Raw genomic sequence first — 14132 nt, 5'->3', positions numbered from 1 at the left:
TCGCTGGTCGCCACCTGCTTCGGCAACCGCACCTTCTATGCCGTTCCGGTCGACCCGAATCCACCGTCCCCGCGATGGCTGGCATCAAAATCGTCCACGATTTCGAAGTCGCCCTGGACCACCGGCACCAGCACCAACTGGGCCACCCGCTCGCCGGGTTCGATGGTGAAGGAGGTCTGGCCACGGTTCCAGCAGGAGACCATCAGTTCGCCCTGGTAATCGGAATCGATCAGCCCCACGAGGTTACCCAGTACGATGCCGTGTTTGTGCCCCAATCCAGAGCGCGGCAGGATCATCGCCGCCAGGGACGGATCACCGATGTGCAGCGCCAGGCCGGTCTTCAGCAGCGTCGTGTCGCCCGGCTCAAGGGTCAGCGGATCGTCCAGGCAGGCCCGCAGATCCAGGCCGGCAGAGCCTTCGGTGGCGTAGGTGGGCATCGGGATGTCGCGGCCGATGCGTTCGTCGAGGATGCGAACCTGGAAGGTCTGTCGGGTCATGCAGTACACCTTAATCTGTCATTCGTTAAAGATTGGAGTCAGTGGAAAAAGCGCGTTGGGCGATCAGGCTGAGCAGGTCCCGTGCCAGGGCCTGCTTGCTGGCCGGTTCGAAGGTACGGCTGTCGGTATCCCAGAACACGGTGACGGCGTTGTGGTCGCTGTTGAAACCCAGACCCGGGCGCGAGACGTCGTTGGCGACGATCATGTCCAGATGCTTGCGCGCCATCTTGTCTCGGGCGTAATGCTCGACATCGCGGGTTTCGGCGGCAAAGCCGACGGTGAAGGGCTTGTCGGCGCGGGCGGCAATGGTCGCCAGGGTGTCCGGGTTGCGCACCAGGGACAGACTCATGCTGTCGCGGGATTTCTTGATCTTGTCGCCGGCGCAGGTTTCCGGCCGGTAATCGGCAACCGCGGCGGTGGCGATGAACAGATCGCAACCGGCTGTCACAGCCGCTTCCGCGGTCTTCAGCATTTCCTCGGCGGTGATCACCGATTCCCGGCGCACGCCGGCCGGACAGTCGAGGGTAACCGGGCCGCTGACCAGCACCACCTCGGCGCCTGCGTCACGGGCCGCGCTGGCCAGGGCATAACCCATCTTGCCGGAGCTGTGGTTGGTGATGTAGCGCACCGGGTCAATCGGCTCCCGGGTGGGTCCGGCGGTAATCACCACACGCCTGCCGGCCAGGGGCTTCGGGCCATCCAGGCGGTCCAGCAAGCGACCGGCCAGGGCGTCCGGCTCCAGCATGCGACCGGGGCCCACATCGCCACAGGCCTGATCACCGGCATCCGGCCCCCAAAGCTCCACCTGCGGATCGTCCGCCAGCAAGCGGGCATTGCGCTGGGTCCGGCCGTTGCTCCACATGGCCTGGTTCATGGCAGGCGCCAGGATGATCGGCGCGGTTGTGGCACAACAGACGGTCGTCAACAGATCGTCCGCCATGCCCTGGGCCAGACGGGCCATGAAGTCGGCGGAGGCAGGCGCCACCATCACCATATCGGCCCACTTGGCCAGCTCGATATGGCCCATGCCGGCTTCTGCTTCGGGGTCCAGTAACGACATGCGCACCGGCTCGCCGCTGAGGGCCTGGAAGGTCAGCGGCGTCATAAACGCTTCGGCGCCGTGCGTCATGACCACCTGCACCGCGTGTCCGGCCTTTTTCAGCAGCCGCACCAGTTCGGCAGATTTGTACGCCGCAATACCGCCTGTCACGCCCAGCAGGATGTTTTTCTGCGCCATGCCCTCTCCCATCTCGTTCCGGTCCACACAACGGGGCCATCATAAACGCCATAAGATAGCACCACAGGCACCCTCCCGACAGCCCGGCGACCATGGTAAGCTGCCCCGCGGCGACGGATTCGCCCACTGCATCTATAAGGAAGCCACAGCGCCCCGATATTCATCACACGGCCCCCGCTGGCGTGCCGTTGTGGTCCGGGGACGCATTGACCCGGAGGGAATCGGGATGACCACACCAACCGCCTGGCCGACGGATGAACGGCCCCGTGAGCGTCTGCTCAAGCACGGCCCTGGCAGTCTCAGCGATGCCGAGTTGCTCGCCATTTTCCTGCGAACCGGTACCACCGGCCAGCCCGTGATGGACCTTTCGCGGTCGCTGCTCAATGATTTTGGCAGTCTGCGGGAGCTGATGACCGCCTCCGCCAATCGGTTCTGCCAGATCCGCGGCCTGGGCACCGCCAAATACGCCCAGGTCCAGGCCGCCATGGAGATGGCCCGGCGGGTTCTCGATGCGCCCCTGCACCAGGGCGATCCGCTGCGCTCGCCGGAGGACACTCGCCGCTACCTCAGCAGCCGGCTGGGCCACTATCCCCATGAAGTCTTTGCCGGCCTGTTTCTGGACAATCGCCATCGCATCATCCGGTATGAGGAGCTGTTCCGCGGCACCATCGACGGCGCGGCCGTCTACCCGCGAGAAGTGGTCCGCCAGGCCCTGGATCACAATGCAGCGGCGGTGATTTTCGCCCATAATCACCCCTCCGGCGTGGCCGAACCCAGCCAGGCCGATATCAGCCTGACCCGTCGCCTGTCCGACGCGCTGCAGTTGCTGGATATCCGGGTGCTGGATCACATGGTGGTGGGCCATGGCGAGGTGGTGTCGCTGGCCGAACGGGGCCTCCTGTAAAGCGCCATACAGACGACAAAACGCCGTCATTCAGCCCCCCATATGAGTAATGCCCGAAAAAACTGGCCAAATTCCCAACAATTTTTTGCGTTGGCCTGGGCATTCTGGTATAAAAGCGTCCCTTTCTGGCGGCGTCTGGCGAGCACCCAGAGGCGCGAAATAACGAATTCTGTATTTCAGGACTTAAGAGCTCAGGTCGGAGGCAAACATGTCCAGAGTCTGTCAGGTTACCGGTAAGCGGCCGGTCACCGGTAATAACGTATCTCACGCGATGAACCACACCAAGCGTCGTTTTCTGCCGAATCTGCAGAACCATCGCTTTTGGGTAGAAACTGAAAAGCGCTTTGTGAAGCTGCGCGTCTCTACCAAAGGTATGCGTATCATCGACAAAAAAGGCATTGACGCTGTGCTGGCCGACCTTCGTGCCCGCGGCGAGAAGGTATAAGGAGCCGCATCATGCGCGAGAAGATCAAGCTGGTATCATCTGCAGGTACGGGTCACTTCTACACGACCCACAAAAACAAGCGCAACACGCCTGAGAAAATCGAGATCAAGAAGTACGATCCGGTTGTTCGCAAGCACGTTGCCTACAAGGAAGCCAAGATCAAGTAATCTTGATCCGCTTTCGAAAAAGCCGACGCTCACCTCGTGACCGTCGGCTTTTTTGTGCCTGTTTGACCGGTAACCGATTCAGAGGGGCTTCAGAATTTCGCGACGTAGCCGGACGGCAGGGCGATGTCCATGGCGATGGGCAGATGATCGGAGACCGGGTGGTTGATGACTTCGGCGCGCCGGATTTCCAGCGAGGGGCTCACGAGAATGTGGTCAAGCGCCCGCTCGGGCCGCCAGCTGGGGAAACTGTGGGCGGTTTCCGGCAGCGGCACCAGGTCGGTTTCCGAGAGCGGCGTGTTGCCCAGCAATTGCTCGGCGTGATTGTTCATATCGCCCATGAGGACCACGTGCTGGTACTCGCCAATCAGGTCGCGCACAAAACCCAGCTGTCGATTCTGGGCCTGGGCACTCAGGGACAGGTGCATCATTACCAGCACCAGGGGATCGTTGGGGTCGCCGTAGCGAGCAACGATAGCACCCCGCCCGGGAATCAGGCCGGGCAATTTGTACTCGGTGACATCCAGCGGTCGGTAGCGGCTGAGCAAACCGTTGCTGTGCTGGGCCAGTCGACCGAGGTTACGATTGAGCTGCTGATACCAGTAAGGAATGCCGCTGGCTTCGGCCAGGTACTGCACCTGGTTAATGAAGCCACTGCGCAGACTGCCGCCGTCACACTCCTGCAGCGCCACCACATCGTAATTGCGCAGCAGTTGGGAAATCTTGTCCAGATTCTCGATGCGCCGACGGTGGGGCAGGATGTGTTGCCAGCTGCGCGTGAAGTAATGACGGTAGGATGAGGTGCTGATACCCACCTGGATATTGTAGGTCAGCAGACGGATATGCCGGTGTGGCTCGAAATCGGGCACGTGTTCGGTGCCGGAACAGGCGCCGACACTGGCGCTCCGAACCGGCGCATTACCGATCAACTCGTTGAGCTGTTTGCGAATTCGCTCGTACATGCCCTGCTGACCTTCGAACCGCCCGCGACAAGGCGTTACTGCGCGTTGCGCTCCTTGTCGACCAGGTAGTCGATCACCTTGATCATGTTCTCGTGACTGCCAGCCATGGATGCGCTGACTTTGTACTTCCCATTGACAATGATAGTCGGAACACCGGTGATCCGTGCACCCCGAACATAGGCCTCAGCCTGCTGCATTTTGGCATTCACGCCGAAGCTGTTGAATGTCTTCAGGAACGCGTCCTTGTCCACACCGTGGTCAGCCAGGAAGTCAGCAATCTTTTCGCCGTTGTTGAGACGTTTGTGGTCCCGCGCCAGGGCATCAAACAGCAGATCGTGCGTCTTGTCGAACACGCCCATGGCCTTGGTGGTGTAGAAAGCACGGGCGTGGACATCCCAGGTCCGCCCCAGAGCCGCCGGCACCAGTACAAAATCGACATCATCCGCCTTCTTCGAGGCCCAGTCTTCGATCAGGGGCTTGAACGCGTAGCAGTGGGGGCAGCCATACCAGAAGACTTCGGTGACTTCGATGTGGTCGGGATTTTGGGTAGGCAGCGGTGAGCTCAGCCGTTCGTAATCCTGACCTTCCTGAAACTGTGCCGCCTGGGCGGTGGCCGCCAGCGGCAGGAGAAGCAGCGCACAAAGCCAGCCTTTCCAGAATGTCGACATTATTCACTCCTATCGTTGTCGTCGCAGGGGCTTGTGACCTCAAACCTGCGGGAAAGTTCGCCACGCGCCGCAGCACGGACTGGTATGAATGGGTGGCATTATTACGGCTCAGCGGCGGGTACGCAACGTCGCGACCCGAAACAGAAAACCCCCGCCGAAGCGAGGGTTCCCAGTGATGCGATCGCCAGAACCCGATCAGTGCAGGCCGGAGACGTAACTGGCGACGGCGGCCATCTCTTCTTCGGTGAGTCGGGAAGCCACGTCCATCATGATCTGGCTCATGGCGCCGGTGCTGCGATCGCCAGTCCGGTAGGCCTTGAGCTGCTTGATCACATAGTCCGGGTGCTGCCCGCTCAGACGCGGGAAACCGCCCGGCTCGTTGCCCAGGCCCTGGGGATTGTGGCAGCCGGCACAGGCCGGCACGCCGCTGGCCAGGTTGCCGCCGCGATAGAGTTGCTCGCCTTTCTTGACCAGATCCGGATTGGCCTTGCCGATCGGCGTCTGCTGCTGGTCGAAATAGGCCGCCAGATCCTGCAGGTCCTTGTCCGACAGATTGGCGAGCAGACCGGTCATTTCCGGGATCTGCCGTTCGCCCGCCTTGATGTGCTGAAGTTGCTTGTAGAGGTAGGTTTCGCCGAGCCCGGCCAGCTTGGGGTAAACCGGCTGCACGGGCTGTGCGCCATTCTGGCCGTGGCAGCCGGCACAGACCGCCGCATTGGACTGACCGGCCTGAGGGTCACCGGCACCGTACGCCGCCGTTGTCAGAGCCACGCCCAGGCCCAGAACGATCCCTGTGATCCGTTTTTTCATGCTCGCCCCGCTCTCTCAATCAGAAATCCCGTGGAGCTTCAGAAAGTCTCCCGGATGCTTTCCGCCCGAACGCACCCAGATGCTCCTTTGTTTCTTGTCATAGCAGTGCTTCCGCCGGAGCGCCAGCCCCGCCGTTCCCACTGAACTGGTGTGATACTATACATTAGTTGCTGGAACCGCACCGTTCAATTCCTTAGTGAAGCTAACGAATTCGAACCGGGAATCGCGCTCCAACCTGTCCATTCACTGTTGACCGGAAACCCTCTGATCGTGTCTGACTCCGCTTCTCCCGGCACCGCCGAGCTCAAGCCCATTGCCTATAACAGCGCCCGCTTCCTGACCAGCGCCTCCCGGGTGGCGGAATGCCCGCCCGATGACGGCAGCGAGGTGGCGTTTGCCGGCCGCTCCAACGCCGGCAAGTCCAGTGCCATCAACGCCATTACGGTCAACAGCAAGCTGGCTCGCACCAGTAAGACGCCGGGCCGCACGCGGCTGATCAACTTCTTCTCGCTCAACCGCCCGGGCTGCCGGCTGGTGGACCTGCCGGGTTATGGCTACGCCAAGGTGGCGAAAGAGATGCAGGAGGACTGGCAAAAGCACCTGGACGACTACCTGTCCCGTCGCGAAAGCCTGAGGGGCCTGGTGCTGGTGATGGACATTCGCCACCCACTGCAGGATTTTGACCGGATGATGATCGAGTGGTGCGAGCAGAGCCAGCTGCCACTGATGATCCTGGCCACCAAGGCGGACAAGCTGAAATCGGGACAGGCCAAACAGGCGATGCTGAAGATTCGAAAGGCGCTGGAAGGGGTGAACTGCCTGGAGCATCTGGTTCAGTTCTCGGCCATGAAAAAGCAGGGCCTGGACCAGGCCCGTAATGCCCTGACGGACTGGCTGGAAGCGGAAGAGCAACCCATCACTGTCGCGCCCTGAGGCCACAAAAAAAAGCTCCCGGCTTGCAGGAGCCGGGAGAACGTCAGGGTTTTGCTTTCAGCTAAAACCTGAGCTTGGCGCTCAGGAAGACGCAACCAGTAATCCGTTCTGGTCCACGTCCGATAACTGAGACCGGATGTTCTCCCGTTAGTTCCTTGCCTTTTGCACCTATTTCATCCGTGAAAACCCGCATAACACTCCGTTTTCTTCCCCCGCACCGATCAGTTCGGGCCGATAGCGCTCCCGGATGGCCATCACATCCTCCCGGTAGGCATCCCGCAGGTACGGCATTTCCAGGGTCAGCACCTGGAAAATGCCCTGTTTGAGCTGTTCCCGGGTGATGCTGTCGGTGCTGTCGCCGGCGTGGGCGGTTTTCAGGAACGCCATCCAGTTGGTGATCACCAGCCAGACATTCAGGGACATGGCGTCTTTCAGCTCGTCGGCCTGGGCCTCGAACAGACCACCGTCGGTCAGACCGGAGAAGATCTGCTTGATGGCCGCCAGGCAACGGCCGGTGAATAGACGGTAGTCCTCCCGCAGACGGGCGTCATTGTCCAGCAGGAACTCCAGGTCCCGGTGCAGGAAGCGGTAGCTCCAGAGGCCGTCGAACACGGACTCCAGGTAGAACATCATGTCGTCCAGGCCCAATGGCCGGTCGTCGGGAATCTCCAGGTAGTAGTCCACCAGCTTTTCGTATTCCTGGAAAATCTCGTAGATGATGTCCGACTTGTTGCGGAAGTGGTAATAGAGGTTGCCCGGCGATATGCCCAGATGGGCGGCAATGTGATTGGTGGTGGTGTTGCGCTCACCCCGCTCGTTGAACAGGTCCAGACTGGTTAAGAGAATCTTGTCGCGTGTTTTCATGAAGCAGGCTTGTTGTTGTGTATGAACCGCACCGGTTTTCGACATTCATCCTATGCCGGAGGCGCCGGATAACACATTGGCCCAAGCGGCCAGATGAGATCCTTGACTCACTAGAGTATATACTCTAATAATACCCTCAAACACAAATCGAACAATTATTGATCACCCCGAACAGCCTCAACGTACTTTTTACGCAGAACCGCGTTCAGACCGCGGACATCCGGCTCCGACCGGACAGGCATCGGGCCCCTGAGGCGAGGAGAGTCACCATGACCGCAAGCGTCGTTCATCTGACCGAAAGCAAAAAGCAGATCCAGCAAACCACACGGTTGTTCGAGGAGCAGCGCCGGGCATTCCGCCGTAATGCCTACCCGTCGTTGACCGAGCGCAAGGAAAACCTGAAACGACTCAAGCGCCTGCTGCTGGCCAACGAGGATCGACTGATTGCGGCCATCGACGAAGACTTCAGCTGCCGGTCCGCCGACGAGACCAAGATCGCCGAGCTGATGCCCGCCGTCCAGGGTATCAACTACGCCCTCAAGAACCTCGGCGACTGGATGAAGCCGTCCAAGCGCCATGTGTCGGTCCTGTTCCAACCCGCCAGCAACAAGGTGGTCTACCAGCCGGTTGGCGTCGTGGGCATCGTCGTGCCCTGGAACTATCCGCTGCTGCTGTCGATCGGTCCCATGACCGCGGCATTGGCCGCCGGCAACCGGGTGATGGTGAAAATGTCGGAATTCACCCCGCACTTCTCGGCCCTGATCAAGCAGCTGATTGAAGACAAATTTCCACAGGACCTGATCAGCATCATCAACGGCGAGGCCGACGTGGCCGCGGACTTCACGGCCCGCCCGTTCGATCACCTGCTGTTCACCGGCTCCACGGCCGTCGGTCGCCATGTGATGCGCGCCGCCGCCGAGAACCTGACCCCGGTCACCCTGGAGCTGGGCGGCAAGTCGCCGGCCATCATCTCCAACGACGTGCCCATGCGCGACGCCACCGAACGATTAGCCTTCGGCAAAGCCGTCAATGCCGGCCAGACCTGCGTCGCGCCGGACTACGTGCTGTGCCCGGCGGATCGCCTGCAGGCCTTCGTCGACGAATTCCGCACCCGGTTTGCCGACATGTACCCCACCCTGCGGGACAACAACGACTACACCGCCATCATCAACGAACGCCAGTACGAGCGCCTGGTGCGCTACATCGACGACGCCCGCAACAAGGGCGCCAAGGTCATTGAGGTCAACCCGGCGGCGGAAAGCCTGGGCGACGGCACCCGCAAGCTGCCGATGCACCTGGTCCTGAACCCCACCGACGACATGCTGGTGATGCAGGAGGAGATCTTTGGCCCTATCCTGCCGGTGGTGACCTACGGCAGCATCGACGAGGCGCTGGACTTCATCAACGACCGGCCGCGTCCGTTGGCGCTGTACTACTTCGGCTACGACCGGGACGCCCAGGACCATGTGGTCGCCAACACCCACGCCGGCGGCATGTGCATCAACGACACGCTCATGCATGTGGCCCAGGACGACCTGCCGTTCGGCGGCATCGGCGAATCCGGCATGGGGCACTACCACGGCAAGGAAGGCTTCCTGACCTTCTCTCATGGCAAGTCCGTCTACGGGCGCCAGAAGCTGAACAGCGGCCGCTTTGTCTACCCGCCCTACAACACACCGTTCCACAAGATGGTGTACCGGATGTTTATCCGCTAGGACTCGCCCGATAACGCCCGGGGCGCTGATTGACACCCCGGGCGATGGATCGCCCCATCCTGTGCCATCAAGGTGCTGCCTGCGCCGGATTTGAACATGCCTGTAGAGTCGGGCTACTATCGCGCAGCATTACCGTCAGCGAGGGCATGCCATGAACACTGTTGTCTATCCCGGGACCTTTGACCCGGTCACCAACGGCCACGTCGACCTGATCGCCCGGGCCTCGCGGCTGTTCGATACCGTGATCGTCGCGGTCGCCGCCAGCACCAAGAAGAATCCCCTGCTGTCCCTGGAGGAACGGATCCGTCTGATCGAAGCATCCACCAGCGACATGCCCAACATCCGGGTGGTGGGTTTCAGCAAGCTGCTGGCCGACTTTGTGCAGGAACAGGGCGCCAACATCCTGATCCGCGGCCTGCGTGCGGTCTCCGACTTCGAATACGAGTTCCAGCTGGCCGACATGAACCGCCGGCTGGCGCCGGGTGTGGAGAGCATCTTCCTGACGCCCGCCAACCATCTGTCCTATATCTCTTCCAGCCTGATCCGAGAAATTGCCTCTCTCGGCGGCGATGTGACGGAGTTCGTGCCGCCGGTGGTGGCCGAGGCGTTGGAAAAGAAATTCGCCAAATCATGATGGTTTTACGGCTGCCCTCGGGCAGCCGTCATCGCCACTCACAGTTGCCGTCGAAATCCGGTAAAATGTCACCATCATTCCAGAGGGTGTAGTGACCCGACGCGGTCGTCACGCCATCCCATCCTTATTTTCCGTATTTTCGAGGGAAACCCATGGCCCTGATGATTACGGACGAGTGCATCAACTGCGACGTCTGTGAGCCGGAATGCCCGAACGAGGCGATCTCGCCGGGCGACGAGATCTACATCATCGATCCCAACAAGTGCACCGAGTGCGTGGGCCACTACGATGAGCCACAATGCCAGCAGGTGTGCCCGGTCGACTGCATCCCACTGGATCCCGAGCACAAGGAATCCGAAGCCCAGCTGATGGACAAGTATCATCGACTGACAGGAGCCTGACGATGACGATGGCACGGACGCCCCGGTTAAGCATTCTCCTCACGGTACTGCTGCTTCTGGGCGGCTGTGCTGTCTTTAACCCGCACAAGCCCGGCAGTCTCGCGGTCGCCAGCGCGCACCCACTCGCCACCCAGGCGGGGTTGCGGGCGCTTGAGGAAGGCGGCAACGCCTTTGACGCCGCCATTGCTACCGCGGCGGTCCTGTCCGTTGTCGAACCCTACAGCGCCGGCCTCGGCGGCGGTGGTTTCTGGCTGTTGCAACAACCCGATCAGAAAACCACCCTGGTCGACGCCCGCGAAAAAGCCCCGGCCGCCAGCACACGGGATATGTACCTGGACGCCAACGGCGACGTGCATCCCGACAAGCTTTCCATCAACGGCCCGTTGGCCGCCGGCATTCCCGGCCAGCCCGGCGCGTTCGCCTACATCAACGAGCACTATGCCGAGCGGCCGCTGCGGGCCAACCTGCAGGACGCCATCCGCATCGCCCGTCAGGGTTTCCATGTGGATCAGCGCTACCACGACCTGGCCGAGTGGCGTCACGAGATCATGCAGCGTTACCCGGCGACCCGGCAGACGTTCCTGGTGGACGGCAAGGTGCCACCGGTCGGCACGCTGATTCGCCAACCGGCTCTGGCCGACACGCTGGAAGCCATTGCCGATCGCGGCTGGGACGGTTTCTACGACGGGCCGGTGGCGCAACGCCTGGTGGCGGATGTGCAGGACGCCGGCGGCATCTGGCAGCTTCAGGACCTCAAGGACTACACCGTGGTCGAGCGCGAGCCGGTGGTGATCCACTATGACGGCGCCACCCTCTGGACCACACCCCCGCCCTCCTCCGGCGGCATTGCCCTGGCCCAGATGTTCGGCATGATGCAGCAGCGCCCATTCAGCGACCTGTTTCCCGACACGCCCGCCGACGATCCGGTGGCTCGCACCCACTACTTGGTGGAAGTCATGCGGCGGGCCTACCGCGATCGGGCCATCTATCTGGGTGACCCTGACTACACCGACATTCCGGTCGATCACCTGCTGGATCCCGCCTACCTGAACCGGCGCATGGCCAACGTCCAGCCTCGGCGCGCCACGCCCAGCCAGTCCCTGGAAGGCGATCTGGACAGCGGCCACCACACCACCCACCTGTCGGTCATGGACGCCGACGGGCGCAAGGTCAGCGCCACCCTGAGCATCAACCTGCCATTCGGCTCGGCGTTCCTGTCCGCCGGCACGGGCGTGCTGCTCAACGACGAGATGGACGACTTTGCCATCAAGCCCGGCGTTCCCAATGCCTACGGCCTGGTCGGCGGCGAGGCCAACAGCATCGAACCGGGCAAACGGCCGCTGTCGAGCATGACGCCCACCATCATGACCAGCGACGACCGCACGGCGATCATCGGCACGCCCGGCGGCAGCCGGATCATCACCATGGTCTATCTGGGGTTACTGGATGTGCTGGACGGGAAATCGGCCGAAGCCACTGTGTCGGATCCGCGCTTCCACCATCAGTACCTGCCGGACGTGATCCAGCATGAACCGGACACCTTTACGCCGGAACAGCAGGCGGCACTGGAAGCGATGGGCTACACGCTGAAGGATGTGGGCCGGCATTACGGCAATATGCAGCTGATCCTGCGGGACCGGGAGAGCGGGGAAACCACCGCGGCGGCCGATCCACGCGGGATCGGCCAGGCGGTGGTGAAGCCGGTCAGATGAGCGGCGGCAGCGGGTAGGACTGGCCGTTGATGTCCAGCATCATATTGTCCAGTTTGGCCTTGATGCGATAGACGTCGCCATCGCGCTTGAGAATACCCTGCTGCACCAGACCCTGCAGGTTGCGTGAGACATCCGGGTCTTCCTCCAGCAGCGCCACCGGCGCCGACAGCTCCAGCTCGCCGGTCAGTTGCTGGACGATCAGCGGCATGTCCGCCTGTTTGGCCTTGGGGACTTCCGGATGAGTCAGGGACCAGTGCCCCTGAATATCGCCATCGGCGGACTTCAGGTCGATGGTGGGCATGCCGACGGTCAGGCCACCGGCGGCCACCGCCTTGGCGGCGTTGCTGAAACGTTGCATCAGCATCATCTGCTTCTGGAACAGAGCCTGCTGCGACAGGGTCGGATCCGGCTGGGCCTGCATCATCTGGATTTCCGTGGCCACCGACTGGAAGTTCAGCCAGGCGTCCACATCCAGATTATCCAGGTTGAATTCGACCCGGTGTGGCCCGTAGCTCTCATCACCTACATTGACGGCATCCAGGGTCAACGCGGAATGCGACGACACGCGCGTGTCGTCCTTCTCCGGCTGGGTATTGCCGGTCAGCTGTAGGTTTTCCAGGCTGACATCCACCTGATCCCCTTCCACATAGGCCAGCTTCTCCACGGTCAGCGCCGCGTCGCCGGACCACAGGCTGCCGGCCACCCGGTCACCTTCCTGGCTCAATTGCAGGTTGTCGAAGCTGGCGCGAATGGCATCGCTGCGCACCACCATGCCCGGCCAGTTCAGGTTGAGCTCCACGTGATCACCGGCGTCGGTCACCTTGGCCCAGCCGTAGGCTTCCGCCGAGTGGAGGGTTTCCCCGGTGTCGTCGTCGGTCAGGTCAATGGCCGGTACGTTCAGGTCCGCTTCCAGCGTGCCCCACAGCCAGGTGGTCAGCGTGAGTTTGGGCAGCGCCTTGGGGAACAGGGTCTTGAGCATCGGCTCGCTGTCCGGAACCGGCTTGAGCTCGACGGAACTGCTCAGCACGCCGTGGGAGACGTCGCCGGTATAGGGAATGCGGTGGGCCTCCCCGGTCTCCGGATCCATCACGGTCATTTCACCGCTGAGTTCGGCGCCGAAGAAGTGCCGGTCATAGCGATCCGTAGCCACATGTACGAGGGGCTGGTCGTGGTTCATGCGGCTGACCGCCTCACCCCACTGCTGCTGGGTCAACACGCCCACACCGTATGGGGCCGCTACAATCACAACCAGCACCAGCGCGCCGGCCAAAATCCATTTTTTCATGTACTGCTGTCTCCTGATTCATGAATCGTCTGCCTGGCCCCGTCAATCGCCCGGCACAGGTTCGCCAGGCCGTCCACCAGTCGCAACGTGGGCCGCGCCAGGGTATCCGGGGGTAACAGGACGAGCTGATCGTACTTTACCGCAGGGAGCGCGCCAAGCACACGCCAACGCTGGAACACGTCCGCCCCGGGATCGCCGGCCGCCAGAATCAGCTGCGGCCGGCGCTCCAGCACGGCCTCAACGCTGACCGTTGCAGTCTTGCCCGGCAAATCCGCGAACAGGTTGCGCCCGCCACAGCGGCGGATGGCGTCAGTGACGTACTGGTCGCCGGCCAGCGTCATCAGCGGGCTGTCCCACACCTGGTAGAACACCCGCACCGGGGAACGGTCGCGATAGGTCTGCGTCAGGCGGGCCAGCTCCCGTCGATAGGCCGAGGCCTTGTCCCGGGCGATGGCGTCACGGCCGGTCAGTCGGCCCAGACGCTCCAGATCGTCAGGCACGGCGGTCAGGGAATCCGGTTCCAGGGCAAACACCGGCAGGCCGAAATCACGCAGGCGGTTGATCACATCCGGCCCGTTACCGCTCTGCCAGGCGACAACCAGATCCGGCTGCAGCGACAGGATGCGCTCCAGATCGAAACGGTCATGACTGCCGATGTGGGGAATAGCATGCGCTTCAGGCGGGTAATCGCTGTACTCGCTGGCGCCGACGATACGCTCGCCCAGGCCCAGCGAAAACAGCAGTTCGGTGGTGTGGGGCGCGAGGCTGACGATACGCCGGGGCGGCGCGTCGAGTGTGACTGTCCGGCCCCCATCATCGACCGCCGACAAGGCCAGGCAAGCGCTTGCCCAGCCCCACAAAAACAGCCCCCACAACGCCGGTCGGATCATGGCCGGCATGG

General features: G+C 62.1%; 16 protein-coding genes. 8 read left to right on the top strand and 8 right to left on the bottom strand.

The window, feature by feature from the left end:
• Positions 1–35 precede the first annotated feature (35 nt).
• Together dut and coaBC are read right to left on the bottom strand one after the other, a co-directional pair.
• Positions 36–497, bottom strand: a complete 462-nt coding sequence (gene dut, locus JL474_RS12810) for a dUTP diphosphatase (RefSeq protein ID WP_123635184.1) — start codon at positions 495–497, stop codon at positions 36–38.
• A 25-nt stretch (positions 498–522) separates the two neighbouring features.
• On the bottom strand, positions 523–1734 hold the full coding sequence (gene coaBC, locus JL474_RS12805; RefSeq protein ID WP_203142343.1) for a bifunctional phosphopantothenoylcysteine decarboxylase/phosphopantothenate--cysteine ligase CoaBC: 1212 nt from the start codon (positions 1732–1734) through the stop codon (positions 523–525).
• 226 nt (positions 1735–1960) lie between these two features.
• Between coaBC and radC the strand changes: the two genes are divergently transcribed.
• The 3 genes from radC (at position 1961) to rpmG (ending at position 3250) form a co-directional block, all read left to right on the top strand.
• Positions 1961–2638 (top strand): RadC family protein, encoded by a 678-nt coding sequence (gene radC / locus JL474_RS12800; RefSeq protein ID WP_203142342.1) that lies wholly within the window; start codon positions 1961–1963, stop codon positions 2636–2638.
• A gap of 208 nt (positions 2639–2846) precedes the next feature.
• Complete coding sequence (gene rpmB / locus JL474_RS12795) at positions 2847–3083, top strand: 50S ribosomal protein L28 (RefSeq protein ID WP_004579959.1); 237 nt, start codon at positions 2847–2849, stop codon at positions 3081–3083.
• Positions 3084–3094: 11 nt separating this feature from the next.
• On the top strand, positions 3095–3250 hold the full coding sequence (gene rpmG / locus JL474_RS12790; protein WP_123635181.1) for a 50S ribosomal protein L33: 156 nt from the start codon (positions 3095–3097) through the stop codon (positions 3248–3250).
• An 89-nt stretch (positions 3251–3339) separates the two neighbouring features.
• On the opposite strand, the gene JL474_RS12785 is transcribed toward rpmG, so the two are convergent.
• The 3 genes from JL474_RS12785 to JL474_RS12775 all read right to left on the bottom strand — a co-directional run bounded on the left by JL474_RS12785 (position 3340) and on the right by JL474_RS12775 (position 5687).
• Positions 3340–4209 carry an endonuclease/exonuclease/phosphatase family protein gene (locus tag JL474_RS12785; protein WP_123635180.1) on the bottom strand — a complete coding sequence of 290 codons (870 nt, stop codon included), beginning with the start codon at positions 4207–4209 and terminating at the stop codon, positions 3340–3342.
• A 35-nt stretch (positions 4210–4244) separates the two neighbouring features.
• Positions 4245–4877, bottom strand: a complete 633-nt coding sequence (locus tag JL474_RS12780) for a thiol:disulfide interchange protein DsbA/DsbL (protein ID WP_123635179.1) — start codon at positions 4875–4877, stop codon at positions 4245–4247.
• A 195-nt stretch (positions 4878–5072) separates the two neighbouring features.
• A complete protein-coding gene (locus tag JL474_RS12775; protein ID WP_203142341.1) occupies positions 5073–5687 on the bottom strand; it encodes a c-type cytochrome in 615 nt (204 codons plus the stop codon).
• 270 nt (positions 5688–5957) lie between these two features.
• Between JL474_RS12775 and yihA the strand changes: the two genes are divergently transcribed.
• The gene (yihA, locus tag JL474_RS12770; protein WP_190294892.1) at positions 5958–6620 is read left to right on the top strand and encodes a ribosome biogenesis GTP-binding protein YihA/YsxC; all 663 of its coding nucleotides are present in this window, start codon (positions 5958–5960) and stop codon (positions 6618–6620) included.
• Between the two features lie 168 nt (positions 6621–6788).
• Here yihA and JL474_RS12765 read toward each other — a convergent pair whose 3' ends face one another.
• Complete coding sequence (locus JL474_RS12765; RefSeq protein WP_203142340.1) at positions 6789–7484, bottom strand: TetR/AcrR family transcriptional regulator; 696 nt, start codon at positions 7482–7484, stop codon at positions 6789–6791.
• A gap of 269 nt (positions 7485–7753) precedes the next feature.
• Here JL474_RS12765 and JL474_RS12760 point away from each other — a divergent pair, with 269 nt between their 5' ends.
• From JL474_RS12760 to ggt, 4 genes are all read left to right on the top strand, one after another.
• Positions 7754–9199 (top strand): coniferyl aldehyde dehydrogenase, encoded by a 1446-nt coding sequence (locus JL474_RS12760; RefSeq protein ID WP_203142339.1) that lies wholly within the window; start codon positions 7754–7756, stop codon positions 9197–9199.
• A 151-nt stretch (positions 9200–9350) separates the two neighbouring features.
• Positions 9351–9833, top strand: coding sequence for a pantetheine-phosphate adenylyltransferase (gene coaD / locus JL474_RS12755; protein ID WP_123635175.1), 483 nt, complete (start codon positions 9351–9353; stop codon positions 9831–9833).
• Between the two features lie 152 nt (positions 9834–9985).
• Complete coding sequence (locus JL474_RS12750; protein WP_123635174.1) at positions 9986–10234, top strand: YfhL family 4Fe-4S dicluster ferredoxin; 249 nt, start codon at positions 9986–9988, stop codon at positions 10232–10234.
• A gap of 2 nt (positions 10235–10236) precedes the next feature.
• Positions 10237–11946, top strand: coding sequence for a gamma-glutamyltransferase (gene ggt / locus JL474_RS12745; RefSeq protein WP_236012212.1), 1710 nt, complete (start codon positions 10237–10239; stop codon positions 11944–11946).
• Here the strand turns inward: ggt and JL474_RS12740 are convergent.
• Complete coding sequence (locus tag JL474_RS12740; protein ID WP_203142338.1) at positions 11939–13231, bottom strand: DUF945 family protein; 1293 nt, start codon at positions 13229–13231, stop codon at positions 11939–11941. The two genes, ggt and JL474_RS12740, sit on opposite strands and share 8 nt — an antisense overlap.
• Positions 13228–14130 carry a cobalamin-binding protein gene (locus JL474_RS12735; RefSeq protein WP_203142337.1) on the bottom strand — a complete coding sequence of 301 codons (903 nt, stop codon included), beginning with the start codon at positions 14128–14130 and terminating at the stop codon, positions 13228–13230. Before JL474_RS12735 ends, JL474_RS12740 begins: the two co-directional genes overlap by 4 nt.
• Between the last annotated feature and the right edge of the window lie 2 nt (positions 14131–14132).

Origin of the sequence: Marinobacter mangrovi, assembly GCF_016798325.1 — a bacterium.
In the GTDB taxonomy this organism is placed as follows: Bacteria; Pseudomonadota; Gammaproteobacteria; order Pseudomonadales; family Oleiphilaceae; genus Marinobacter_A; species Marinobacter_A mangrovi.
Note: the sequence above shows the minus strand (reverse complement) of the source record. Positions and strands in the feature narration are given on the sequence as shown.